Consider the following 22,663-nt stretch of genomic DNA (forward strand, 5'->3'; position numbering starts at 1 on the left):
GGGAATCCGTACGAGGAAGGGGCCCGCGGCCGGCAACGGCGGCGGGCCCCTTCCTCGTCCCCGCCCACCCCTCCCTCCGCCCCTCCGTCCGCGCCCTCCGCCGTCCTCCGCCCGGCCTCCCCGACTGGCGGACCCGCCCCGTCCATGGACTGATGGGAACGAGGTCCGACAGCCGACGCAGGGTGGAGGAGACACAGCGTGCCCAGTTCCGTACCCCCGCGCGACCGGACCGACCAGCCCTGGCGCTCCGAGGGCGCGCCCCCGCCACCCCCGCCCAAGCGCAAGATGCCCGGCGGCTGGGGCAGCCTGATCCTCACCGCCCTGGTCGTCTACCTCATCGCCAACCTCGTGCTGTCGTTCTTCAACGAGGGCGACGAGCCGACCATCTCGTACACCGAGTTCAGCAAACAGGTCACCACGGGCAACGTCTCCAAGATCTACGCCACCGGCGACGCCATCCAGGGCCAGCTCAAGAACAAGCAGCCCGTGCCCTCCGGCGAGGGCAAGGGCGACTACACCAAGTTCACCACCCAGCGCCCCACCTTCGCCGACGACGACCTGTGGGAACAGCTCACCAAGCAGAGCGTCACCGTCACCGCCGAACCCGTCGTCCAGCACCGCAGCTTCCTCGCCAACCTGCTGCTGTCCCTGGCGCCCATGCTGCTCCTGGTCTTCCTGTGGATCTTCATCGCCCGCCGGATGAGCCAGGGCATGGGCGGCGGCGCCGGAGGCATGCTCGGCCGCAAGCAGCCGCCCAAGCCGGTCGCCCTCGAAGAGGGCAAGCGCACCACCTTCGAGGACGTGGCCGGCATCGACGAGGTCGAGGGCGAGCTCAACGACGTCGTCGACTTCCTCAAGAACCCCGACGCCTACCGCAAGATGGGCGCCAAGATGCCCCGCGGCGTCCTGCTCGCCGGGCCGCCCGGCACCGGCAAGACCCTGCTCGCGCGGGCCGTCGCGGGAGAGGCCGGCGTGCCGTTCTTCTCCGCGTCCGCCTCCGAGTTCATCGAGATGATCGTCGGCGTCGGCGCCTCCCGGGTCCGCGAACTCTTCGCCGAGGCCCGCAAGGTCGCCCCCGCCATCATCTTCATCGACGAGATCGACACCATCGGGCGCGCCCGCGGCGGCGGCGCCGGCATGGGCGGCCACGACGAACGCGAGCAGACCCTCAACCAGATCCTCACCGAGATGGACGGCTTCTCCGGCTCCGAAGGCGTCATCGTCATCGCCGCCACCAACCGCGCCGACGTCCTCGACCCCGCCCTCACCCGCCCCGGCCGCTTCGACCGGGTCGTCAACGTCTCCCCGCCCGACCGCGGCGGCCGCGAGGCCATCCTGCGCATCCACACCCGCGAGATCCCGCTCGCCGACGGCGTCGACCTCGCCCAGGTCGCCCGCACCACCCCCGGCATGACCGGCGCCGAACTCGCCAACCTCGCCAACGAGGCCGCCCTCCTCGCCGTCAAGCGCCAGCAGAGCCAGGTCACCCAGTCCGACCTGTCCGACGCCCTGGAGAAGGTCCAGCTCGGCGCCGAACGCCCCCTGGTCATGCCCGAGGAGGAACGCCGCCGCACCGCCTACCACGAGAGCGGCCACGCCCTGCTCGGCATGCTCCAGCCCGGCGCCGACCCGGTCCGCAAGATCACCATCGTGCCGCGCGGCCGCGCCCTCGGCGTCACCCTCTCCACCCCGGACGCGGACAAGTACGCGTACACGGAGGAGTACCTGCGCGGCCGCATCATCGGCGCCCTCGGCGGCATGGCGGCCGAGCAGGTCGTCTTCGGCGTCATCACCACGGGCGCGGAGAACGACCTCGAACAGGTCACCAACATCGTGCGCGGCATGGTCGGCCGCTGGGGGATGAGCGAGGTGGTGGGCCGGCTCACCGCCATCCCCGCCGACGCCCAGCAGGCGTACGGACTCTCGGCGGCCCCGGCCACCCTGGACACGGTGGACGGCGAGATGCGCCGGATCGTGGACGAGTGCTACGACGACGCGTGCCGCCTGCTCCGCGAGAACCGCGACAAACTGGACGCCCTGTCGGAAGCCCTCCTGGCCGCCGAGACGCTGGAGGAGGCGGAGGCGTACCGGGCGGCGGGGATCACGCGGCTGACGAAGGAGGACGGATAGCGGACGGCCGGTTGACGGATGTCGGGGTGACAGATGACGGATGACGGATTTCAACATCCGTCATCCGTCACTCGTTTATGCGTCATCCGTCATCTGTCATCTGTCAGCTGACACCCAGGCATTCGTCATCTGTCCGCTGTCCGCTGTCCGCTGTCCGCTGACATCTGTCTGCTGTCATCTGTCACTTGTCCGGACGGATTACGGATTACGGATGACAGCCGACAGCCGACAGCCGGCAGCTGACACCTCACGGCGTACGCGCGATCAGATACCGGAAGACGTTCGGCATCCACACCGTTCCGTCCCGCCGCACATGCGGATGCAGAGCCTCTGTCAGCTCCTTCTCCACCTGCGCCTGGTCCGTCGCGCGTACCGCCCCGTCGAACAGGCCCGTCGACAGCAGCCCCCGGACCGCGCTCTCCGTGTCCGAGTACCCGAACGGGCACGCCACCCGCCCCGAGCCGTCCGGCTTCAGGCCGGCCTTGGACGCCACGTCCTCCAGGTCGTCACGCCGCGCGGGCCGCCAGACGCCCGGCGCCCGCAGCCGTTCCGTCAGCCGCGTCGCCACCCGCAGCACCGCCGAGGTGGCGCAGCGCTCGGGCGGGCCCCAGCCGACGAGCACCACCGGGGCGCCCCGCTCGGCCAGCGGCACGGTCGCCTCCAGCGCCGGTGTGAGGCCCTCGGAGTCACCCGCGGCGCAGCCGATCGGGGTGAAGGCCGTCACGAGGTTGTACGCCGCGCGGGCGGGGTCCGCTGCCCGGCCAGGGCCGCCCTCGAGGAGCCGGGCGCCGCGCGGGCAGCCGGCCCAGGGGGTGGCGGGCGTGAGGCGTTCGCGGGCGAGCTCCACGCGCGCGTGGTCGCTGTCGACGCCGGTGACCCGGGCGCCGCGGGAGGCGGCCATCAGCAGGGCCAGCCCGGAGCCGCAGCCGAGTGCCAGCAGTCGCGTACCGGCTCCCACCTCAAGGCGCTCGTACACCGCTTCGTACAGCGGTACCAGCATCCGTTCCTGGATCTCGGCCCAGTCACGCGCGCGTGCGCACGCGTCCGCGACGGGCGGTGCCGAAGCCGGGTGGGGGTGGTGCCGGACGAGCGTAGGTGTCATCGAAAGCGCCCCATTCCGCCGAGAGGTCCATCTGTGCGTCCGTGCCCTGATTGACAGCCCCCGTGTGCGTGCGCTCGCACTCTCCCCCGTATGCCAGGGAACTCCGCATCCGTCCGCAAGTCCAGAGGGCGGACGAAGCCCGGACGATTCACGCCCGGGGGTCGCCGGGCCGTACGATGCGCGCCATGGCAAAGGCACCTGTTCTCACGCCCCAGGCGGAAGACTTCCCCCGTTGGTACCAGGACCTGGTCTCCAAGGCCGAGCTGGCCGAGAACGGACCGGTGCGGGGCACCATGGTCATCCGACCGTACGGCTACGGCCTGTGGGAGCGGATGCAGCAGGACATGGACGCGCGGATCAAGGCGACGGGCACGCAGAACGCGTACTTCCCGCTGTTCATCCCCCAGTCGTACCTGACGAAGGAGGCGGAGCACGTCGAGGGCTTCGCCCCCGAGCTCGCCGTCGTCACGCACGGCGGCGGCAAGGAGCTGGAGGAGCCGGTCGTCGTCCGCCCCACCTCCGAGACGATCATCAACGACTACTTCTCGAAGTGGGTGCAGAGCTACCGCGACCTGCCCCTGCTCATCAACCAGTGGGCCAACGTGGTCCGCTGGGAGATGCGGCCCCGGCTGTTCCTGCGCACCTCCGAGTTCCTGTGGCAGGAGGGGCACACCGCGCACGCCACCTACGAGGACGCGCGCGACTTCGCGGCGCGCATCCACCGGGACGTGTACGCGGACTTCATGGAGAACGTCCTCGCCATGGACGTGGTGCTGGGCCGCAAGACCGCCAAGGAGCGCTTCGCCGGCGCCATCAACACCCTCACCCTCGAAGGCATGATGGGCGACGGCAAGGCCCTGCAGATGGGCACGAGCCACGAGTTGGGCCAGAACTTCGCCAAGGCCTTCAACACGCAGTACCTGTCCAAGGACAGCAAGCAGGAGTACGTCTGGCAGACCTCCTGGGGCTCCACCACGCGCATGATCGGCGCCCTGGTGATGATGCACGGCGACGACAACGGCCTGCGGGTGCCGCCGCGCCTGGCGCAGGTCCAGGTCGTCGTGATGGCCATCAAGGGCGACGAGGCGGTCGCCAAGGTCCGCGAGCTCGGCGACCGGCTGCGCGCGGCCGGCCTGCGGGTGCAGGTGGACGACCGCGTGGACACCCCGTTCGGCCGCCGAGCGGTCGACTGGGAGCTGAAGGGCGTACCCGTACGGGTGGAGATCGGCCCGCGCGACCTGGAGAACGGTACGGCGATGCTGGCGCGCCGGATCCCCGGCGGCAAGGAGCCGGTGGCGATCGACGCGCTCGCCGAGCTGCTGCCCAGGGCGCTGGAGGAGGACCAGGCGCTGCTGCTGACGCAGGCGCGCGAGCGCCGGCTGTCGCGGACCGTGGAGGTGTCGACGATCGAGGAGGCCGCGGAGGCGGCGGCGACCGGCTGGGCGCGCATCCCGTGGTCGGTGCTGGGCCCGGAGGGCGAGGCGAAGCTCGCCGAGAGCTCGGTGTCCGTGCGCTGCCTGGTCGCCGAGGACGGGTCGGTGCCGGAGGCGGACGACGCCCCCGGTACTGTCGCCGTGGTGGCCCGCTCCTACTGAGCCGTTCCACACCTCTGGTTCAACGGGCGCCCCGGCGCGGCGAGTTCGCCTACGCGCCGGGGCGTACGCTCCACTACGTACCGGCTTGGTGCGAGCTGTGAGGCTTCTCCGCAGATCAGCGCACTGGCCCTCGTCGGCGCGCATCATCGCCGACTGACGGGTACGTGCAAAATATTTGGGATGCCCCGGAATGGAACCCGGGGGCGTCCCGGCTCGTTATCACGACGTGAGCACGACACCACCTGTTCTCGCCGCAGAGCTGGCACAGGCGTGGGCCGACATTCAGCGGCACCACCCCGAGCTGCCCGATCTTGCCGCGCCCGAGTCCCTGATCGGAGAGTCGTCGTCCGCCTGTGGCGCCGAGCTCTCCTTCGAGCGACTGCTGCACGAGGCAGTCCACGGCATCGCCGCCGCGCGAGGTGTCCGAGACACCTCGCGCGCCGGCCGCTACCACAACCGACGCTTCCTGGCGATCGCCGAGGAGATGGGCCTGGACCATCCCGAGGAGCCGCACCCCAGCAGCGGCTTCTCCCTGGTGACGCTGAACGCGGAAGCCAAGCGGCGGTACCGACCGACGATGGAGAGACTCCAGCGCGCCCTCAAGGCGCACACGGTCGCGACGGCGGCGGACACCAAGCGGTCCTTCCGCGGTCCGGCCGCCCGGCACGGTTCGTCCGGCGGGGGCGTACGCGTGAAGGCGGTCTGCGACTGCGGGCGCAACGTGCGCGTGGTGCCGTCCGTCCTGGCGCAGGCGCCGATCGTCTGCGGCGGCTGCGGCAAGCCCTTCCGGATCCCGGAGACGGTCGGCGCGGCCGGCTGAGGCTGTCCGGGCGGCGACGCGGGGCGGCCCCCCGAGGCCCCGCGCCGCTGACCCGGCCGGCTGTCGCACCGGCCCCGGTTCCCCATCACCTGGCGCTCGCCCGCGCGTACCGCCGTACGGCTGCCCGGGCGGGACCGGGCCGCGTCCCGGTACGGCCCGGCGTACGTACACCGGCCTGCCCTCCGGCTGCCGCCGGGTCCGTACTCCGATGCGGCCGGTGCGCCGTCGGCCGTCGTACGGTTGGCGTGCGGGCCCGTGTCACTCCGCGGAGCACCCGCCGGTCACTCCGTGCCGCACCCTTCGGCTCCCGGCCGGGTCACGGCCCGCCTTCCGGTCGGCCTCCCGCCTGCCGTGATATCGGCCCCCGAGGTCGGGTGTGCCGCGCGTCTGTGGCACAATGGCTAGCTGTACTCGACAGTCGCACAGGACCCCTCTCTCCTCCGGCTGACGCGTCCATCGGGCACTCGGGTACCGCAACCCCACGCGGCAACCGCCCGTGCCCAACCACGTCAACTCCAGGAGACACCACTCCCGTGGCAGTCAAGATCAAGCTGAAGCGTCTCGGCAAGATTCGCCAGCCCCACTACCGCATCGTCGTCGCCGACTCCCGTACCCGCCGTGACGGCCGGGCCATCGAGGAGATCGGTCTGTACCACCCGACGTACAACCCGTCTCGCATCGAGGTCGACTCGGAGCGTGCGCAGTACTGGCTGTCCGTCGGCGCCCAGCCGACCGAGCCGGTCCTCGCCATCCTGAAGCTCACCGGCGACTGGCAGAAGGTCAAGGGCCTGCCGGCCCCGGAGAAGGCCCTGCTCTCCCCGGCGACGAAGGAAGACAAGCGTCGCTCCTTCGACGAGTTCGCGAAGGCCCTCGAGGGTGACGACGCCAAGGGTGAGGCCATCACCCCGAAGGCGAAGAAGTCCGAGAAGAAGGCGGACGAGGCCGAGGCCGAGTCCACCGAGTCGACCGAGGCCTGAGCATGCTCGAGGAGGCTCTCGAGCACCTCGTGAAGGGCATCGTCGACAACCCCGACGACGTGCAGGTCGCCTCGCGCAACCTGCGCCGCGGGCGCGTTCTCGAGGTCCGGGTCCACCCGGACGACCTCGGCAAGGTGATCGGCCGCAACGGCCGCACCGCGCGCGCCCTGCGCACCGTCGTGGGTGCCATCGGCGGCCGCGGAATCCGCGTCGACCTCGTCGACGTGGACCAGGTCCGCTGACGAAGTCGTAAGGCAGTTTCTTTACAGATAACGCCGGCAACGGGCCGGGGAGGGCTCCAGCGGCCTTCCCCGGCCCGTCGTCGTTCCGACAGGAGAGTCGAGTGCAGCTGGTAGTCGCGCGGATCGGCCGCGCCCACGGCATCAAGGGCGAGGTCACCGTGGAGGTGCGGACCGACGAGCCGGAGCTGCGGCTCGGCCCGGGCGCCGTCCTGACGACCGACCCGGCCTCCGCCGGGCCGCTGACCGTCGAGACCGGCCGGGTGCACAGCGGACGGCTGCTGCTGCGCTTCGAGGGCGTACGGGACCGCAACGGGGCCGAGGCGCTGCGCAACACCCTCCTGATCGCCACCGTCGACCCGGACGAGCGCCCGGACGAGGACGACGAGTACTACGACCACCAGCTCGTCGACCTGGACGTGGTCACCGTCGACGGCGTCGAGGTCGGACGGATCACCGAGATCACGCACCTGCCGTCGCAGGACCTGTTCATCGTGGAGCGCCCGGACGGCACCGAGGTGATGATCCCGTTCGTGGGGGAGATCGTCACGGAGATCGACCTCGACGAGCAGCGCGCGGTGATCGACCCGCCGCCGGGCCTGATCGACGACCGTGCCGAGATCGCCTCCTCCCGCGAGGACGACGAACCCTCCGACGAGGACCCCTCCGGCGCGGACGGCGAACCCTCCGACGAAGAGCCCTCCGGTGCGGACCGCGGTGGCGAGAACGGCGCGGGCGGGTCCACGGCATGAGGCTCGACGTCGTCACGATCTTCCCCGAGTACCTGGAGCCGCTGAACGTCTCCCTGGTCGGCAAGGCCCGCGCGCGCGGACAGCTGGACGTACGGGTGCGGGACCTGCGGCAGTGGACGTACGACCGGCACAACACGGTCGACGACACCCCCTACGGCGGCGGCCCCGGCATGGTCATGAAGACCGGGCCGTGGGGCGACTGCCTGGACGAGCTGCTCGCCGAGGGGTACGAGGAGGGGGCCTCGGCGCCCGCCCTGGTGGTCCCCACGCCCAGCGGACGCCCCTTCACCCAGGAACTGGCCGTGGAGCTCTCCGAGCGCCCCTGGCTGGTCTTCACGCCCGCGCGCTACGAGGGCATCGACCGGCGGGTGATGGACGAGTACGCGACCCGGATCCCGGTCTACGAGGTGTCCATCGGCGACTACGTGCTCGCGGGCGGCGAGGCCGCCGTGCTGGTGATCACGGAGGCCGTGGCGCGGCTGCTGCCCGGGGTCCTCGGCAACGCGGAGTCGCACCGCGACGACTCGTTCGCGCCGGGAGCCATGGCCAACCTGCTGGAGGGGCCCGTCTACACCAAGCCGCCGTCCTGGCGCGGCCGGGACATCCCGGACGTCCTGGTGAGCGGCCACCACGGCAAGATCGCGCGGTGGCGCCGGGACGAGGCACTGCGCCGTACGGTCGCCAACCGTCCGGACCTGATCGAGCGCTGCGAGGCATCCGCGTTCGACAAGAAGGACCGCGAACTCCTGTCGATCCTGGGCTGGGCGCCGACGGCCGACGGCCGATTTTGGCGCAGGGCCCACGACGTGGAAGAATAGGACGCTGCTGTACGTCCGGCGTGCGCCCCTGCCACAGGGGGACACGACGTCCGCCCGACGCGATCAGCGCCTTCGAACTCCCATCTCGAATGTCCGTCGATGACCTGTGGCATCGGCGAGGAAGCAGAAAACATGGCCAGCCTGCTCGACTCCGTCAACTCGGCGTCCCTGCGCACCGACGTCCCGGCCTTCCGCCCGGGTGACACCGTCAACGTGCACGTCCGCGTCATCGAGGGCAACCGCTCCCGTATCCAGCAGTTCAAGGGTGTCGTCATCCGCCGTCAGGGCTCGGGCGTCTCCGAGACCTTCACGGTCCGCAAGGTCTCCTTCTCCGTCGGCGTCGAGCGCACCTTCCCCGTGCACTCCCCGATCTTCGAGAAGGTCGAGCTGGTCACCCGCGGTGACGTCCGTCGCGCCAAGCTGTACTACCTCCGTGAGCTGCGCGGCAAGGCCGCGAAGATCAAGGAGAAGCGCGACAACTGAGCCCCGGCTCACCAGCGCGCACGCTCGGTCCACAGGCAGTCCGGCTAGGCTCTGCCCGCGATGGACACCGAAGCACAGCACCCGGAGCGCGACCGCACCTCCCCGTCCGACGAGACGGCGGGGGAGCGGTCGCGCTCCGCGCGTGTGAGGGGCGCCGCCCGCCGCGGACGGCTGCCGATATCCGGGCGCACGGCCGCGCTGATCGGTGCGGCCTGCGCGGTGTTCCTGCTGCTGTTCAGCCACTTCGTCGTACAGCCCTTCCTGATCCCCAGCACCTCCATGCAGCCCGCGCTCCAGGTCGGTGACCGGGTGCTCGTCAACAAGCTCGCCTACCGCTTCGGCGAGCAGCCCCGCCGCGGCGACGTGGTCGTCTTCGACGGCACCGGCTCCTTCGTGCGCGAGGGTCCCCGGGAGAACCCGGTGTCTGCGGCCGCACGGTGGGTGGGCTCCGGCCTCGGCCTGGCCGAACCCTCGGACACCGACTTCGTGAAGCGCGTCGTCGGCGTCGGCGGCGACCGGGTGACGTGCTGCGGCAAGGGCGGTCGCGTCGAGGTGAACGGCGTTCCCGTCGACGAGCCGTACCTGTACCGGGGCGACAGCCCCTCCAAGGTGGCCTTCGACATCGTGGTGCCGCGGGGCGCCCTGTGGGTGATGGGCGACCACCGTGCGAAGTCCCGCGACTCGCGCGACCACCTGGGCGAGCCCGGCGGCGGGATGGTGCCCGTGGACAAGGTCGTGGGCCGTGCCGACTGGATCGGCTGGCCGGCGGGACGCTGGCAGTCCCTGGCGGAAACGGACGCCTTCGCGCGCGTACCCGAGCCGGACGCCACGCGCGCGCACGCGCGAGGTGGCCGTGGGTAGCCGCGGGCGGCGGGCCGGGCAGGACGTGCCCCTGCCGACCGGTACGCGTCCCACCGACCCGGAACGTCCGCTGCCGGGACGCGCGGAACGGCGCCGGCTGGCCCGCAGGGTCAAGCGCCGCAGACGCCGCTCGGCCGTCAAGGAGATACCCCTCCTGATCACGGTGGCGCTGCTCATCGCACTCGTACTGAAGACGTTCCTGGTGCAGGCGTTCGTCATTCCCTCGGGATCGATGGAACAGACGATCAAGATCCAGGACCGGGTGGTCGTCGACAAGCTCACGCCCTGGTTCGGGTCGAAGCCCGCGCGCGGGGACGTGGTGGTCTTCAAGGACCCCGGGAACTGGCTGCCCAGCGAAGAGGCGCGGAAGAAGGCCGACCCGGTGGGGGTCAAGCAGGCCAAGCAGGTGCTGACGTACATCGGCCTGCTGCCCTCCAGCGACGAGCGGGACCTGATCAAGCGGGTCGTCGGCGTCGGCGGGGACACCGTGAAGTGCTGCGGGAAGGACGGCCGGATCACCGTCAACGGGGTCCCGCTGGACGAGCCGTACCTGCATCCGGGGAACGCGCCGTCCACGATCCCCTTCGAGGTGAAGGTCCCGCCGGGACGGCTGTTCGTCCTGGGCGACCACCGGGCCAACTCGGCGGACTCGCGGTTCCACCTGGCGGAGAAGGACCACGGCACGGTGTCCGAGGACCAGGTGGTGGGCAGGGCCGTGGCGATCGTCTGGCCGTTCTCCCACTGGCGCAGGCTCACCGAGCCGGACACCTTCGCCTCCGTACCCAACGCGCGCCCGGTATCGGCCACCGCGCGCGGTGCGTCGCATAGTGTGTCCTCTCGACACGGTCGTCCCGGTGGCGACCACACGTATTCCGACGGAATGACCCGGCTCCCGACCCCTGCGGAACTCCCGCTCGTTATGGGAGTGGTGGGCCTGCCCCTGTCCTGGGGCGGGCGGTTGCACGGAGTGAGGAGTGGATGTGGGGGATTTGGCTGTCGGCGCACGGTCCGGCCACGACGAGCCCGAGAAGAGGCCCGAGCTGCCCGCCGAGTCGCCCGTGACGGCGGACACCGCGGTGGCGGCTGACGGGGCGGACGACGCCTCGCAGCAGCACGAGGAGGAGCGCGAGCCCAAGAAGCAGCGTTCCTTCTGGAAGGAACTGCCGCTGCTGATCGGTGTCGCGCTGGTCCTGGCGCTGCTGATCAAGACCTTCCTGGTGCAGGCCTTCTCGATCCCGTCGGATTCGATGATGAACACCCTCCAGCGCGGGGACCGCGTGCTGGTCGACAAGCTCACCCCGTGGTTCGGCTCGAAGCCCGAGCGCGGCGAGGTGGTCGTCTTCCACGACCCGGGCAAGTGGCTGGAGGGCGAGCCCACGCCCGACCCGAACGCGGTGCAGAAGTTCCTCAGCTTCATCGGCCTGATGCCGTCCGCCGAGGAGAAGGACCTGATCAAGCGGGTCATCGCGGTCGGCGGCGACACCGTGGAGTGCAAGCGCGGCGGCAAGGTCCACGTCAACGGCAAGGCGCTGAACGAGCAGGACTTCATCGCGCCAGGCTCGACGCCCTGCGACGACCAGCCGTTCGGTCCGATCAAGGTGCCCGAGGGCCGGATCTGGGTGATGGGCGACAACCGCCAGAACTCGCTGGACTCCCGCTACCACCAGTCCCTGCCGGGCAACGGCACGGTCTCCGAGGACGACGTGGTGGGCCGCGCGATCGTGGTGGCCTGGCCGGTCAACCGCTGGGCGACGCTGCCGGTCCCGCCGACCTTCGACCAGCCGGGGCTGAACGCCGCCGCGAAGGCCGCGACCTCGCCGGCCGCGCTGGGCCTCGTGGGCGCGGTGCCGATCGTGTTGTGGCGCAGGCGCCGGGTGGCCGCGCCGGCCTGACCCGAGCTGTCCCGTGTGCGGCCCGCCGAGATCCTCGGCGGGCCGCACGGCCGTTCCCGGGGCTTCGCGCGGGCCCGGCGGCACGGTGTGCCGACGGGCATACCGCCGAGTAGGGACCCGCGGGTAGGGTGCCGTCCCAGATCTTCGACTCCGGCCGCGGGCCCGTGCGCCCGTGGTGGCGGGGACGTTCCCTGAGCGGGGAGGGCACTGGGATGACCGGAAAGACAACGGCGGGAGGCAGCCGCCTGGGCGGTGTGCTGTCGGGAGTGGCGGTGGCCCTCGGCTGCGTGCTCTTCCTCGGCGGCTTCGCCTGGGGCGCCGTGCTGTACAAGCCGTACACCGTGCCGACCGACTCGATGACCCCGACCGTCGGCGCGGGGGACCGGGTGCTCGCCCAGCGGATCGACGGCGCCGACGTCCGGCGCGGCGACGTGGTGATCTTCAAGGACCCGGCGTGGGGCGACCTGCCGATGGTCAAGCGCGTGGTGGGGGTCGGCGGCGACAAGGTCGCCTGCTGCGACGCCGGAGGGCGCCTCAGCATCGACGGAAAGGTGGTCCAGGAGCCGTACGTGCGCGCTCCCGCCGCCTCGCCGATCGGTTTCACCGCCACCGTGCCCAAGGGGCAGATCTTCCTCCTCGGCGACGAGCGCACGGGCTCCCTGGACTCCCGTTCGCACCTCCAGGACGCCGGACACGGCTCGGTGCCCCTCAGCGCCGTCAGCGGCCGCGTGGACGCCGTGGTGTGGCCCCTGGGGTCCATGGTGGACCGGCCCGCGGCGTTCGAGGGGATGCCGGGCGGCGTCTCCAGCCCCGGGCCGGTGACGCTGGTGGCCTGGACCGTGGTGGCCGGGGCGGTGCTGATCCTGGGCGGGGCGGCTTACGGGCCGCTGGCCAAGAGGCGGGGGAGGCGCACGCGCGCGCGCGAGGCCGTCGCGCATGGCTGAGGAGGTACGCAGGGTCGCGCGGGTGGTCGTGCTCGACCCCGACGACCGGATCCTGCTCATCCACGGCTTCGAACCGGACGATCCCGGGCAGCGCTGGTGGTTCACGCCCGGGGGCGGTGTCGAGGGCGAGGAGAGCCGGGAGCAGGCCGCGCTGCGGGAACTGGCCGAGGAGACCGGCCTCACCGGCCTGGAACTGGGGCCGTTGCTGTGGCGGCGGCTCTGCTCGTTCCCGTTCGACGGGCGCCGCTGGCACCAGGAGGAGTGGTTCTACCTGGTGCGCACCGGGCAGGTGGCGGCCGAGGAGATGGTCCCGGCGGCGCTGACGGACCTGGAGGCGCGCAGCGTCGCGGGTCTCAGGTGGTGGACCTCCGCCGAACTGTCGGTGGCCCGTGAGACGGTGTACCCGACCAGGCTCGCTGAGCTGCTGCGTACGCTGCTCGACGAGGGGCCTCCGAGTGCGCCGCTGGACCTGGACCCCGAATTCGGCTGAAGCCCGCCATGGCTGGGGCCGAAATCGCCGGGGGTCGCCGGGGGCTGGCGCACAATGGGGGGACGCACGGCTGAAGGGGAACATGCCATGAGCTCCGAGGACCTCGAGAAGTACGAGACCGAGATGGAGCTGAAGCTCTACCGGGAGTACCGCGACGTCGTCGGCCTGTTCAAGTACGTGATCGAGACCGAGCGCCGGTTCTACCTCACCAATGACTACGAGATGCAGGTGCACTCGGTGCAGGGTGAGGTGTTCTTCGAGGTGACGATGGCGGACGCCTGGGTCTGGGACATGTACAGGCCGGCCAGGTTCGTCAAGCAGGTCAGGGTGCTGACCTTCAAGGACGTGAACATCGAGGAGCTCAACAAGAGCGACTTGGAGCTGCCGGGGAGCTGACCCGGGAGCCGGTCCGGAGCCTCTGGGCGTCCCGGGAGGGGCCCGGAGCTGCCCGGGAGCTGAGGGGGAGGGCCCGCACAGGGGGGCGTTCACTCGTCGGGGTGGCCGAGTTTTCCACATCCCGGAGGTTATCCACCAAGATCCACAAGGATCGGGGCGCGGCGGGATCGTCGGTGCCGGAGGTGGTGCCGAAATGAACGCGACCAGGGCACTCGGAAGGTACGGAGAAGAACTGGCGGCCCGCCGCCTGGGGGCGGCCGGGATGAAGGTCCTCGCCCGCAACTGGCGGTGCGGGCGCACCGGCGAGATCGACATCGTGGCCCGCGACGGCGACGCGCTCGTCGTCTGCGAGGTCAAGACCCGCAGGACAGGCCCCTACTGCCCGATGGCGGCCCTCACCCCGGTCAGGACCGAGCGCCTCAGACGGCTCGCCGAATGCTGGCTGGCCCGCCACCACGGGCCACCGCCCGGAGGCGTCCGCATCGACCTGGTGGGCGTGACCCTGCCCCGGCGCGGAGCACCCCGCGTCGAGCACGTGCGGGGAGTGGGCTGACATGGGCTTCGCACGCACCTGCTCGGTGGCCCTGATCGGCGTGGAAGGCGTCGTCGTCGAGGTCCAGGCCGACCTCGAACCCGGAGTCGCCGCCTTCACCCTCGTCGGCCTGCCCGACAAGAGCCTGGTCGAAAGCCGCGACCGGGTACGGGCCGCCGTCGTCAACGCCGGAGCCGAATGGCCCCAGAAGAAGCTCACCGTCGGCCTCAGCCCCGCCTTCGTACCCAAGAGCGGCAGCGGATTCGACCTCGCCGTCGCCTGCGCGGTCCTCGGCGCGGCCGAACGCATCGACCCCCGCCAGATCGCCGACCTCGTCCTCATCGGCGAACTCGGCCTGGACGGACGGGTGCGGCCCGTGCGCGGCGTACTGCCCGCCGTGCTCGCCGCCGCGGAAGCCGGATACCGCCAGGTCGTCGTCCCCGAACAGACCGCGGGAGAAGCCGCACTCGTCCCCGGCGTCTCCGTCCTCGGCGTGCGCACCCTGCGCCAGCTCATCGCCGTCCTCGCCGACGAACCCGTACCCCAGGAGGAACCCGCCGAAGAAGGCAGACCCGACGCCATGCTCGCCGGACTCCTCGTCCCCGGCGCCGGAGTGGGCACCGGACTCGCCGCGGGACCCGGCGAAGGACCCGACCTCGCCGACGTCGCCGGACAGCGGGCCGCCCGCACCGCCCTCGAAGTCGCCGCCGCGGGAGGCCACCACCTCCTGCTGTCCGGACCACCCGGCGCCGGCAAGACCATGCTCGCCGAACGGCTGACCGGCATCCTGCCGCCCCTCACCCGCCAGGACTCCCTGGAAGTCACCGCCGTCCACTCCGTCGCGGGGATCCTGCCACCCGGCGAACCCCTGGTGCGGTCCGCGCCCTACTGCGCCCCCCACCACTCCGCCACCATGCAGTCCCTCGTCGGCGGCGGCAACGGACTGCCCCGACCCGGCGCCGTCTCCCTCGCCCATCGCGGAGTGCTCTTTCTTGACGAGGCACCCGAGTTCTCCGCCAAGGTCCTCGACGCACTGCGCCAGCCCCTGGAATCCGGACACGTCGTCGTCGCCCGCAGCGCCGGAGTGGTCCGCCTGCCCGCCCGGTTCCTCATGGTCCTGGCCGCCAACCCCTGCCCCTGCGGGCGCCACACGCTCAACGGCGCCGGATGCGAATGCCCCGCCTCCGTCATCCGGCGCTACCAGGCCCGGCTCTCCGGCCCGCTGCTCGACCGCGTGGACCTGCGTGTCGAGGTCGAGCCGGTCACCCGCTCCGACCTGCTCGGACGGGGCGGACGAGGAGAGAGCTCCGCCACCGTGGCCGCCCGGGTGGGACAAGCGAGGGAGCGGGCAGCCGCCCGGTTCGCGGGCACCCCCTGGACCCTCAACAGCGAAGTGCCCGGCCATGAGCTGCGCACCCGCTGGACGGTCGCACCCGGCGCCCTCGCCGCGGCCGAACGCGACCTGGAGCGCGGCATGCTCACCGCCCGCGGCCTGGACCGGGTCCTGCGCGTCGCCTGGACCCTCGCCGACCTCGGCGGGCGCGACCGGCCCCACCAGGGCGACGTGGGCCTCGCGCTGGAGCTGCGGACCGGAGTCGCCCGCGGCGCGCCCCTGCTCGTACGCGAACCGGAACCGGTGCCCGAGGAAGAACGCGTCACGGAAGCGGAGTACGGGGGCGTGGCGTGGACAGGACCATGACGCACGACGGCGGGGGCGGGGCCGGGCCCGCCGCAGGACGTCCCCGTACCGGAGGCGAAGGGCCCGGGGACCGCGCGGCCGACCGGGCCGGGGAGGGGAGGGAACGGGAACGGGAACGGCTGGCACGGGTCGCCCTCACACGCGTCATCGAACCCGGCGACGAGAACGCCGGACGCTGGCTGCGCCGGTTCGGAGCCGTAGGACTCCTCGACCGGCTGACCCGCCTGCCCTACGAGCCGGGAACCCTCGACGGAGTCGGCGAGCGGCGGGTACGTGCGCTGCGGGAGCGCGCCGCCGCCGTCGACCCCGAGCGGGACCTCGCCGCCGTACGGGAACTCGGCGGACGGTTCCTGGTACCAGGACAGCCCGAGTGGCCCAGCCAGCTGGACGACCTGGGCGACGCGCGCCCCCTCGGACTGTGGGTGCGCGGACAGGCCGACCTGCGCGCCTGGGCACTGCGCTCGGTCGCCGTCGTCGGAGCCAGGGCCTGCACGCCCTACGGGGCGCACACGGCGGCGGACCTCGGCGCCGGACTCGCGGAGCGAGGCTGGGTCGTGGTCTCCGGCGCCGCGTACGGAGTCGACGGCGCCGCCCACCGAGGCGTACTCGCCGCGGGAGGCGCCACCATCGCCGTCCTCGCCTGCGGGATCGACACGCCCTACCCGCGCGGGCACACCGAGTTGATCGGACGCATCGCCGAACAAGGGCTCGTCATCGGAGAGTTGCCACCCGGAGACCACCCCACCCCCAGCCGGTTCGTGCTCCGCAACCGCGTCATCGCCGCACTCACCCGGGGCACGGTCGTCGTCGAAGCGGAGTACCGCAGCGGCTCCCTGGCCACCGCCCGCGCCGCCCAGCGCATGGGCCGGCACACCATGGGCGTCCCCGGTCCCGTCACCAGCGGGCTCTCCGCGGGAGTCCACGAACTCCTGCGCGGAGAGGGCGTCCTGGTCACCGACGCGGCGGAGATCGCCGAACTCGTCGGCGACATCGGCGACCTGGCACCCGCCCGGCGCGGCCCGGTGCACGCCCGCGACCTCCTCGACCCGCGCACCGCCCGGATCCTGGAGGCACTTCCCGGCCGCGGCGCCCGCGACGGGCCCGCCATCGCGCGCGCCGCCGGAACGACGGCCGACGAGGTGCTCGGCAGGCTGTACGAACTCCACTCGTTGGGGTTCGTCGAACGGCACGGGGACGGCTGGCAGTTGACGAACCGGGGGACACCAGGGCCGAACGCGCGGCGAGGCGGTACTTGACCTGGGGCATTCGGGTGAAAAGGTGAAGGCGATGACCTTCGCAGTTCTCCCGGCGCGACGCCGGGGGCCGACGCAAGCACCGTCCGCCCCCGCTCGAAGGTGTGCCCGACGGGTGATACCCGGCGGGGCCCCAAGCACCCCTGTTCGCTTAACGCGACTGCCCAGTCACGCTACGCTCACACTCATTCCAGCCAACCCGCCCGTCCCGCCGCACCCCGCGGTTCACACCACAGCAGAACGGCTCAAGGCACGGCATGCCCCAGCACACGTCCGGGTCCGACCGCACGGCAGCACCCCCCGCTGCCCGCGGTGGAACACGGCCGCCCGCGCCCTCCTCACTGGAGGAGCTGTGGCGGTCGTACAAGACGACGGGCGATGGGCGGCTGCGTGAACAGCTGATCCTGCACTACTCGCCACTGGTCAAGTACGTGGCGGGCCGGGTGAGCGTCGGGCTGCCGTCCAACGTCGAGCAGGCCGACTTCGTCTCCTCCGGGGTCTTCGGGCTCATCGACGCCATCGAGAAGTTCGACATCGAGCGGTCCATCAAGTTCGAGACGTACGCGATCACCCGCATCCGCGGCGCGATGATCGACGAACTGCGGGCCCTGGACTGGATCCCCCGCTCCGTACGGCAGAAGGCCCGCGCCGTCGAGCGCGCCTACGCCACGCTGGAAGCGCAGCTGAGGCGCACTCCGAGCGAGAGCGAAGTCGCCGCGGAGATGGGCATCGCGGTCGAGGAACTGCACGCTGTTTTCAGCCAGTTGTCCCTCGCCAACGTGGTGGCCCTCGAAGAGCTGCTGCACGTCGGCGGCGAGGGCGGCGACCGGCTCAGCCTGATGGACACCCTGGAGGACACGGCCGCCGACAACCCCGTCGAGGTGGCCGAGGACCGCGAGCTCAGACGACTGCTCGCCCGCGCGATCAACACCCTGCCGGACCGCGAGAAGACCGTGGTCACGCTCTACTACTACGAGGGACTGACGCTCGCCGAGATCGGCAATGTGCTCGGCGTCACAGAGAGCCGCGTCAGCCAGATCCACACCAAGTCCGTCCTGCAACTGCGGGCCAAGCTGGCCGACGTCGGCCGTTGACGCGGGCCCCGAACGAGGCTCCCCGCTTCCGTGCGCGGCGGGTATCCGTAAAGTGGGGGCGTGCCAAGGATTCGAGCGGCCTCCGTGGCCGAGCACCGGACGATGCAGCGAGGCGCCCTGCTGGACGCCGCGCGATCCCTGCTGTCCGAAGGCGGTACGGAGGCGCTGACCTTCCCCGCCCTCGCCGAGCGCACGGGGCTGGCCCGCTCCTCCGTGTACGAGTACTTCCGCTCCCGCGCCGCCGTCGTCGAGGAGCTGTGCGCCGTCGACTTCCCCGTCTGGGCCGCCGAGGTCGAGGACGCGATGCAGGGCGCCGAGACGCCCCAGGGCAAGGTCGAGGCGTACGTGCGCCGGCAGCTTGAACTGGTGGGGGACCGCCGCCACCGGGCCGTCGTTGCCATCTCCGCCAGCGAACTCGACGCCGGAGCCCGCGAGAAGATCCGGGCCGCGCACGGCGGGCTGGTCGCGATGATCGTCGAAGCACTCCGCGAACTCGGCCAGGAAGAGCCCCGGCTCGGCGCGATGCTCCTCCAGGGCGTCGTCGACGCCGCGGTACGCCGCATCGAGCTCGGCGCCGCGGAGGAACCCGCCGCGATCGTGGACGCCGCGGTCTCCATGAGCCTGCACGGGGTGCAGGGGGCCTGACGGCGGGGGCCTGGCCGGTTCTGCAACTGGGGGGCCTCCCCCCCCGCCCCCTCCCCCCCCGCCCCTCCCTCCCCGTCCCCGGTCATGGCTGACCACGGCTACCGCTGGCCCACGGCCACCCGCCCCGGGCTGCGCGCTACAGCCCTACGCCCACGCCCTCCACGCCCTCCACGCCCCCACCCCCTGCCCCCCACCCCTACGGTCCCCGCACCCCCGCTCTCGGCAGTAGGCGGGAAGGTGGGCGTCTCAGGTGGGTCAGTGGGTTCTCGTAGGTCCCGGTCCCTCGGCGCAGGCCCCAGTGGAGGCAGCCCGTGCCGCAGTGGGTGGTGCCCGTCAAGGTGGCGACGGGCCGGCCCCGGGTGACGTGCGTGCCGCGGGGGACCAGGGCGGTCACGGGTTCGTACGTGGTGGTCAGGGGCGGGTTCCCGGTGTGCGGGAGCGTGATGGTCAGCACACCGCGGCCGGCGACCCGGCCCGCGAAGGTGACCGTCCCCCACGCGACGGCCCTGACCAGGGCGCCTTGCGGGGCCGCGAGGTCGATGCCCCGGTGGCCGGGGCCGTAGGGCGTCGCGGGGGGCTCCCAGCCGCGGACCACCACCGGGTCCGGTGGGCCCAGGGGCCACACCAGGGCCGGGATCAGCGTCAGTGGCAGGGCCGCCGTCAGCGGTCGTGTCATCGGTCGTCGTCCCTCCTTCCGGTGAGCCCGGACGCGGTCCGGGGGAGCGGTGGTGATCGCTCCTGGTGACGCTCAGCTTGGCAGTGGGCACGCTGTGGCGTGCGGGCCTGTGGAGTACTGGTCGGTTGTGGACAGCGCCGTCACCCGGCACTGTCCGGGTCCCGTACACTTCTTCTGGCGATCCGGGTCACCGGGTCGACTTCGCACGCCCCGCCACCGGCCTCGTAAGCCGTGGCAGCGCTTTTCGGTCCCTCGTGGCACAGCGCGCCGGGGCGTCAGGACATAACCGAGAAAACCAAGGAGATACGGCCATGGCCGTCGTCACGATGCGGGAGCTGCTGGAGAGCGGCGTCCACTTCGGTCACCAGACCCGTCGTTGGAACCCGAAGATGAAGCGTTTCATCTTCACGGAGCGCAACGGCATCTACATCATCGACCTGCTGCAGTCGCTGTCGTACATCGACCGCGCCTACGAGTTCGTGAAGGAGACCGTCGCGCACGGCGGTTCCATCATGTTCGTCGGTACGAAGAAGCAGGCGCAGGAGGCCATCGCCGAGCAGGCGACGCGCGTCGGCATGCCGTACGTCAACCAGCGCTGGCTGGGTGGCATGCTCACCAACTTCTCCACCGTCTACAAGCGCCTGCAGCGTCTCAAGGAGCTTGAGGCGATCGACTTCGAGGACGTGGCCGCCTCCGGCCTCACCAAGAAGGAGCTCCTGGTCCTCTCGCGCGAGAAGGCCAAGCTGGAGAAGACCCTCGGTGGTATCCGCGAGATGCAGAAGGTGCCCAGCGCCGTCTGGATCGTGGACACCAAGAAGGAGCACATCGCGGTCGGCGAGGCCCGCAAGCTCCACATCCCGGTCGTCGCGATCCTCGACACCAACTGCGACCCGGACGAGGTCGACTACAAGATCCCCGGCAACGACGACGCGATCCGCTCCGTCACGCTGCTCACCCGCGTGATCGCCGACGCCGTCGCCGAGGGCCTCATCGCCCGCTCCGGCGTGGCCACCGGTGACTCGAAGCCGGGCGAGAAGGCCCAGGGCGAGCCGCTGGCCGAGTGGGAGCGCGACCTGCTCGAGGGCGAGAAGAAGGCGGACGAGGCTCCGGCCGCCGCCGAGGCCCCTGCCGCCGAGGCCGAGGCCGAGGCCCCGGCCGCTGAGGCCCCCGCCGCGGAGGCTCCGGCCGCCGAGGCCGCTGCCGAGGCTCCGGCCGAGGCCGCCCCGGCCGCGGACGCCGAGCAGGCCTGACGCCCCACCCGGTGAACCCCGCGCCGTTACCGGCCGGGTGAACCACAGGTTCGGACGTTGACGGCGGGGGCCCACGAAGCCCCCGCCGTCCACCCGTAGCCCCAGATCTTCGTAGATCTTCCAAAGACTTCGAGAGAGAACACAGACTCATGGCGAACTACACCGCCGCTGACGTCAAGAAGCTCCGCGAGCTCACCGGCGCCGGCATGATGGACTGCAAGAAGGCGCTCGACGAGGCCGACGGCAGCGTCGACAAGGCCGTCGAGGCCCTGCGCATCAAGGGCCAGAAGGGCGTCGCCAAGCGCGAGGGCCGCTCGGCCGAGAACGGCGCGGTCGTCTCCATCATCGCCGACGACAACACCTCCGGTGTCATCGTCGAGCTGAAGTGCGAGACGGACTTCGTCGCCAAGGGCGAGAAGTTCCAGGCCGTCGCCAACCAGATCGCCGAGCACGTCGCCAAGTCCGCCCCGGCGGACATCGAGGCGCTGCTCGCCTCCGAGATCGAGGCCGGCAAGACCGTCCAGGCGTTCGTGGACGAGGCCAACGCGAACCTGGGCGAGAAGATCGTCCTGGACCGCTTCGCCCAGTTCGCGGACGGCTACGTCTTCGCGTACATGCACCGCACCATGCCCGACCTGCCGCCGCAGATCGGTGTCCTGGTCGAGCTGGACAAGGAAGACGCCGCCACCGCCAAGGGTGTCGCCCAGCACATCGCCGCCTTCGCGCCGAAGTACCTGGCCAAGGAGGACGTGCCGGCCGAGGTCGTCGAGTCCGAGCGCCGCGTCGCCGAGGAGACCACCCGCGCCGAGGGCAAGCCCGAGGCCGCCCTGCCGAAGATCGTCGAGGGTCGCCTCAACGGCTTCTTCAAGGACGCGACCCTGCTGGGCCAGCCGTACGCGCTGGACAACAAGAAGTCCGTCGAGCAGGTCCTGAAGGACGCCGGTGTCAGCCTGAAGCGCTTCGCGCGCATCAAGGTCGGCATCTGACCCGGAACGCGGTCGACGCGGGAGCCCGCTAGGGTTTTCCAGGCGGGTACCGTGCGGTCACGCACCGGACTGCCGCAGATCTGACGAGGAGGCCATTGCCGCGAGGGACACCAGCACCCACCGGCAATGGCCTTCTTCGTATGTGCACGAGGAGATCTCCATGAACCAGGACGCCGCTCAGGGCGACACCCACGACGGCAAGAAGGCCGGCCGCTTCATGCTGAAGCTGTCCGGTGAGGCTTTCTCCGGCGGAACCGGCCTCGGCGTCGACCCCGACGTCGTCCACGCCATCGCGCGTGAGATCGCCGCCGTCGTCCGCGACGGCGCGGAGATCGCCATCGTGATCGGCGGCGGCAACTTCTTCCGCGGCGCCGAGCTCCAGCAGCGCGGCATGGACCGGGCCCGCTCGGACTACATGGGCATGCTCGGCACCGTGATGAACTGCCTGGCCCTCCAGGACTTCCTGGAGAAGGAGGGCATCGACAGCCGGGTCCAGACCGCCATCACCATGGGCCAGGTCGCCGAGCCGTACATCCCGCTGCGCGCCGTGCGCCACCTGGAGAAGGGCCGTGTGGTCATCTTCGGCGCCGGCATGGGAATGCCGTACTTCTCCACCGACACCACGGCCGCCCAGCGCGCCCTGGAGATCGACGCCGAGGCCCTGCTGATGGGCAAGAACGGCGTCGACGGGGTCTACGACTCCGACCCGAAGACCAACCCGGACGCGGTGAAGTTCGACGCGCTCGAGTACGGCGAGGTGCTGGCCCGGGACCTGAAGGTCGCCGACGCCACCGCCATCACCCTCTGCCGGGACAACGCGCTGCCGATCCTCGTCTTCGAGCTGCTCACGGCGGGCAATATCGCCCGCGCGGTCAAGGGTGAGAAGATCGGCACGCTCGTCAGCGACGAGGGCACCCGGGCCTGACATCCCGGAGCGTCCCCCGCCGAGGTGCGGGGGATGGACAAAGCCCTGCCGGTGGGACACCGTGCAGGAGAAGACGCGACGCAGGTTCCGCCGGCACCGTGACG

At 71.5% G+C, this 22,663-nt stretch carries 24 protein-coding genes; 22 read left to right on the plus strand and 2 right to left on the minus strand.

Annotation, left to right across the window (positions count from 1 at the left end):
* Positions 1-285: 285 nt before the first annotated feature.
* Positions 286-2,130 carry an ATP-dependent zinc metalloprotease FtsH gene (gene ftsH / locus ABT160_RS26425; protein ID WP_502984302.1) on the plus strand — a complete coding sequence of 615 codons (1,845 nt, stop codon included), beginning with the start codon at positions 286-288 and terminating at the stop codon, positions 2,128-2,130.
* Positions 2,131-2,377: 247 nt separating this feature from the next.
* Here the strand turns inward: ftsH and ABT160_RS26430 are convergent, their stop codons facing one another.
* Entirely contained in the window at positions 2,378-3,232 is an 855-nt protein-coding gene (locus ABT160_RS26430) for a methyltransferase domain-containing protein (RefSeq protein WP_351650288.1), read from the minus strand.
* A 185-nt stretch (positions 3,233-3,417) separates the two neighbouring features.
* On the opposite strand from ABT160_RS26430, the gene proS reads away from it, so the two are divergent.
* The 18 genes from proS to ABT160_RS26520 all read left to right on the plus strand — a co-directional run bounded on the left by proS (position 3,418) and on the right by ABT160_RS26520 (position 18,722).
* Entirely contained in the window at positions 3,418-4,827 is a 1,410-nt protein-coding gene (gene proS, locus ABT160_RS26435) for a proline--tRNA ligase (protein ID WP_351650289.1), read from the plus strand.
* A 226-nt stretch (positions 4,828-5,053) separates the two neighbouring features.
* Positions 5,054-5,647, plus strand: a complete 594-nt coding sequence (locus ABT160_RS26440) for a hypothetical protein (RefSeq protein WP_351650290.1) — start codon at positions 5,054-5,056, stop codon at positions 5,645-5,647.
* Between the two features lie 533 nt (positions 5,648-6,180).
* Positions 6,181-6,624, plus strand: coding sequence for a 30S ribosomal protein S16 (gene rpsP, locus ABT160_RS26445; protein WP_351650291.1), 444 nt, complete (start codon positions 6,181-6,183; stop codon positions 6,622-6,624).
* A gap of 2 nt (positions 6,625-6,626) precedes the next feature.
* Positions 6,627-6,866 (plus strand): RNA-binding protein, encoded by a 240-nt coding sequence (locus tag ABT160_RS26450; RefSeq protein WP_005311361.1) that lies wholly within the window; start codon positions 6,627-6,629, stop codon positions 6,864-6,866.
* 101 nt (positions 6,867-6,967) lie between these two features.
* Positions 6,968-7,615, plus strand: a complete 648-nt coding sequence (gene rimM / locus ABT160_RS26455; protein WP_351650292.1) for a ribosome maturation factor RimM — start codon at positions 6,968-6,970, stop codon at positions 7,613-7,615.
* Entirely contained in the window at positions 7,612-8,433 is an 822-nt protein-coding gene (gene trmD, locus ABT160_RS26460; protein ID WP_351650293.1) for a tRNA (guanosine(37)-N1)-methyltransferase TrmD, read from the plus strand. The genes rimM and trmD overlap by 4 nt, the downstream gene beginning before the upstream one ends.
* A 132-nt stretch (positions 8,434-8,565) precedes the next feature.
* Positions 8,566-8,916, plus strand: coding sequence for a 50S ribosomal protein L19 (gene rplS / locus ABT160_RS26465; protein ID WP_351650294.1), 351 nt, complete (start codon positions 8,566-8,568; stop codon positions 8,914-8,916).
* Between the two features lie 60 nt (positions 8,917-8,976).
* Complete coding sequence (gene lepB, locus ABT160_RS26470; protein ID WP_351650295.1) at positions 8,977-9,777, plus strand: signal peptidase I; 801 nt, start codon at positions 8,977-8,979, stop codon at positions 9,775-9,777.
* On the plus strand, positions 9,770-10,864 hold the full coding sequence (lepB, locus tag ABT160_RS26475) for a signal peptidase I (protein ID WP_351650296.1): 1,095 nt from the start codon (positions 9,770-9,772) through the stop codon (positions 10,862-10,864). Before lepB (ABT160_RS26470) ends, lepB (ABT160_RS26475) begins: the two co-directional genes overlap by 8 nt.
* Complete coding sequence (lepB, locus tag ABT160_RS26480) at positions 10,854-11,669, plus strand: signal peptidase I (RefSeq protein ID WP_502984303.1); 816 nt, start codon at positions 10,854-10,856, stop codon at positions 11,667-11,669. Before lepB (ABT160_RS26475) ends, lepB (ABT160_RS26480) begins: the two co-directional genes overlap by 11 nt.
* Before the next feature lie 212 nt (positions 11,670-11,881).
* Positions 11,882-12,613, plus strand: a complete 732-nt coding sequence (gene lepB / locus ABT160_RS26485) for a signal peptidase I (protein ID WP_351650298.1) — start codon at positions 11,882-11,884, stop codon at positions 12,611-12,613.
* Entirely contained in the window at positions 12,606-13,103 is a 498-nt protein-coding gene (locus tag ABT160_RS26490) for an NUDIX hydrolase (RefSeq protein WP_351650299.1), read from the plus strand. The genes lepB (ABT160_RS26485) and ABT160_RS26490 overlap by 8 nt, the downstream gene beginning before the upstream one ends.
* A gap of 87 nt (positions 13,104-13,190) precedes the next feature.
* Positions 13,191-13,499 (plus strand): DUF2469 domain-containing protein, encoded by a 309-nt coding sequence (locus tag ABT160_RS26495; RefSeq protein ID WP_351650300.1) that lies wholly within the window; start codon positions 13,191-13,193, stop codon positions 13,497-13,499.
* Between the two features lie 193 nt (positions 13,500-13,692).
* Complete coding sequence (locus tag ABT160_RS26500; protein WP_351650301.1) at positions 13,693-14,052, plus strand: YraN family protein; 360 nt, start codon at positions 13,693-13,695, stop codon at positions 14,050-14,052.
* A 1-nt stretch (position 14,053) separates the two neighbouring features.
* Positions 14,054-15,730, plus strand: coding sequence for a YifB family Mg chelatase-like AAA ATPase (locus ABT160_RS26505; protein ID WP_351650302.1), 1,677 nt, complete (start codon positions 14,054-14,056; stop codon positions 15,728-15,730).
* On the plus strand, positions 15,727-16,986 hold the full coding sequence (dprA, locus tag ABT160_RS26510; RefSeq protein WP_351650304.1) for a DNA-processing protein DprA: 1,260 nt from the start codon (positions 15,727-15,729) through the stop codon (positions 16,984-16,986). Before ABT160_RS26505 ends, dprA begins: the two co-directional genes overlap by 4 nt.
* Positions 16,987-17,240: 254 nt before the next feature.
* Positions 17,241-18,077, plus strand: coding sequence for an RNA polymerase sigma factor WhiG (gene whiG / locus ABT160_RS26515; protein WP_351650305.1), 837 nt, complete (start codon positions 17,241-17,243; stop codon positions 18,075-18,077).
* Between the two features lie 84 nt (positions 18,078-18,161).
* Positions 18,162-18,722 (plus strand): TetR/AcrR family transcriptional regulator, encoded by a 561-nt coding sequence (locus ABT160_RS26520; protein ID WP_351650326.1) that lies wholly within the window; start codon positions 18,162-18,164, stop codon positions 18,720-18,722.
* A gap of 196 nt (positions 18,723-18,918) precedes the next feature.
* Here the strand turns inward: ABT160_RS26520 and ABT160_RS26525 are convergent, their stop codons facing one another.
* Positions 18,919-19,398 carry a murein hydrolase activator EnvC family protein gene (locus ABT160_RS26525; protein WP_351650306.1) on the minus strand — a complete coding sequence of 160 codons (480 nt, stop codon included), beginning with the start codon at positions 19,396-19,398 and terminating at the stop codon, positions 18,919-18,921.
* A 311-nt stretch (positions 19,399-19,709) separates the two neighbouring features.
* On the opposite strand from ABT160_RS26525, the gene rpsB reads away from it, so the two are divergent.
* The 3 genes from rpsB to pyrH all read left to right on the plus strand — a co-directional run bounded on the left by rpsB (position 19,710) and on the right by pyrH (position 22,559).
* On the plus strand, positions 19,710-20,648 hold the full coding sequence (gene rpsB / locus ABT160_RS26530) for a 30S ribosomal protein S2 (RefSeq protein ID WP_351650307.1): 939 nt from the start codon (positions 19,710-19,712) through the stop codon (positions 20,646-20,648).
* Between the two features lie 149 nt (positions 20,649-20,797).
* Positions 20,798-21,634 carry a translation elongation factor Ts gene (tsf, locus tag ABT160_RS26535; protein WP_351650308.1) on the plus strand — a complete coding sequence of 279 codons (837 nt, stop codon included), beginning with the start codon at positions 20,798-20,800 and terminating at the stop codon, positions 21,632-21,634.
* A 160-nt stretch (positions 21,635-21,794) separates the two neighbouring features.
* Positions 21,795-22,559, plus strand: coding sequence for a UMP kinase (gene pyrH, locus ABT160_RS26540; protein WP_351650309.1), 765 nt, complete (start codon positions 21,795-21,797; stop codon positions 22,557-22,559).
* The last annotated feature ends 104 nt before the right edge of the window (positions 22,560-22,663 follow it).

Origin of the sequence: Streptomyces sp. NPDC001941 (genome assembly GCF_040296945.1) — a bacterium.
GTDB lineage: Bacteria > Actinomycetota > Actinomycetes > Streptomycetales > Streptomycetaceae > Streptomyces.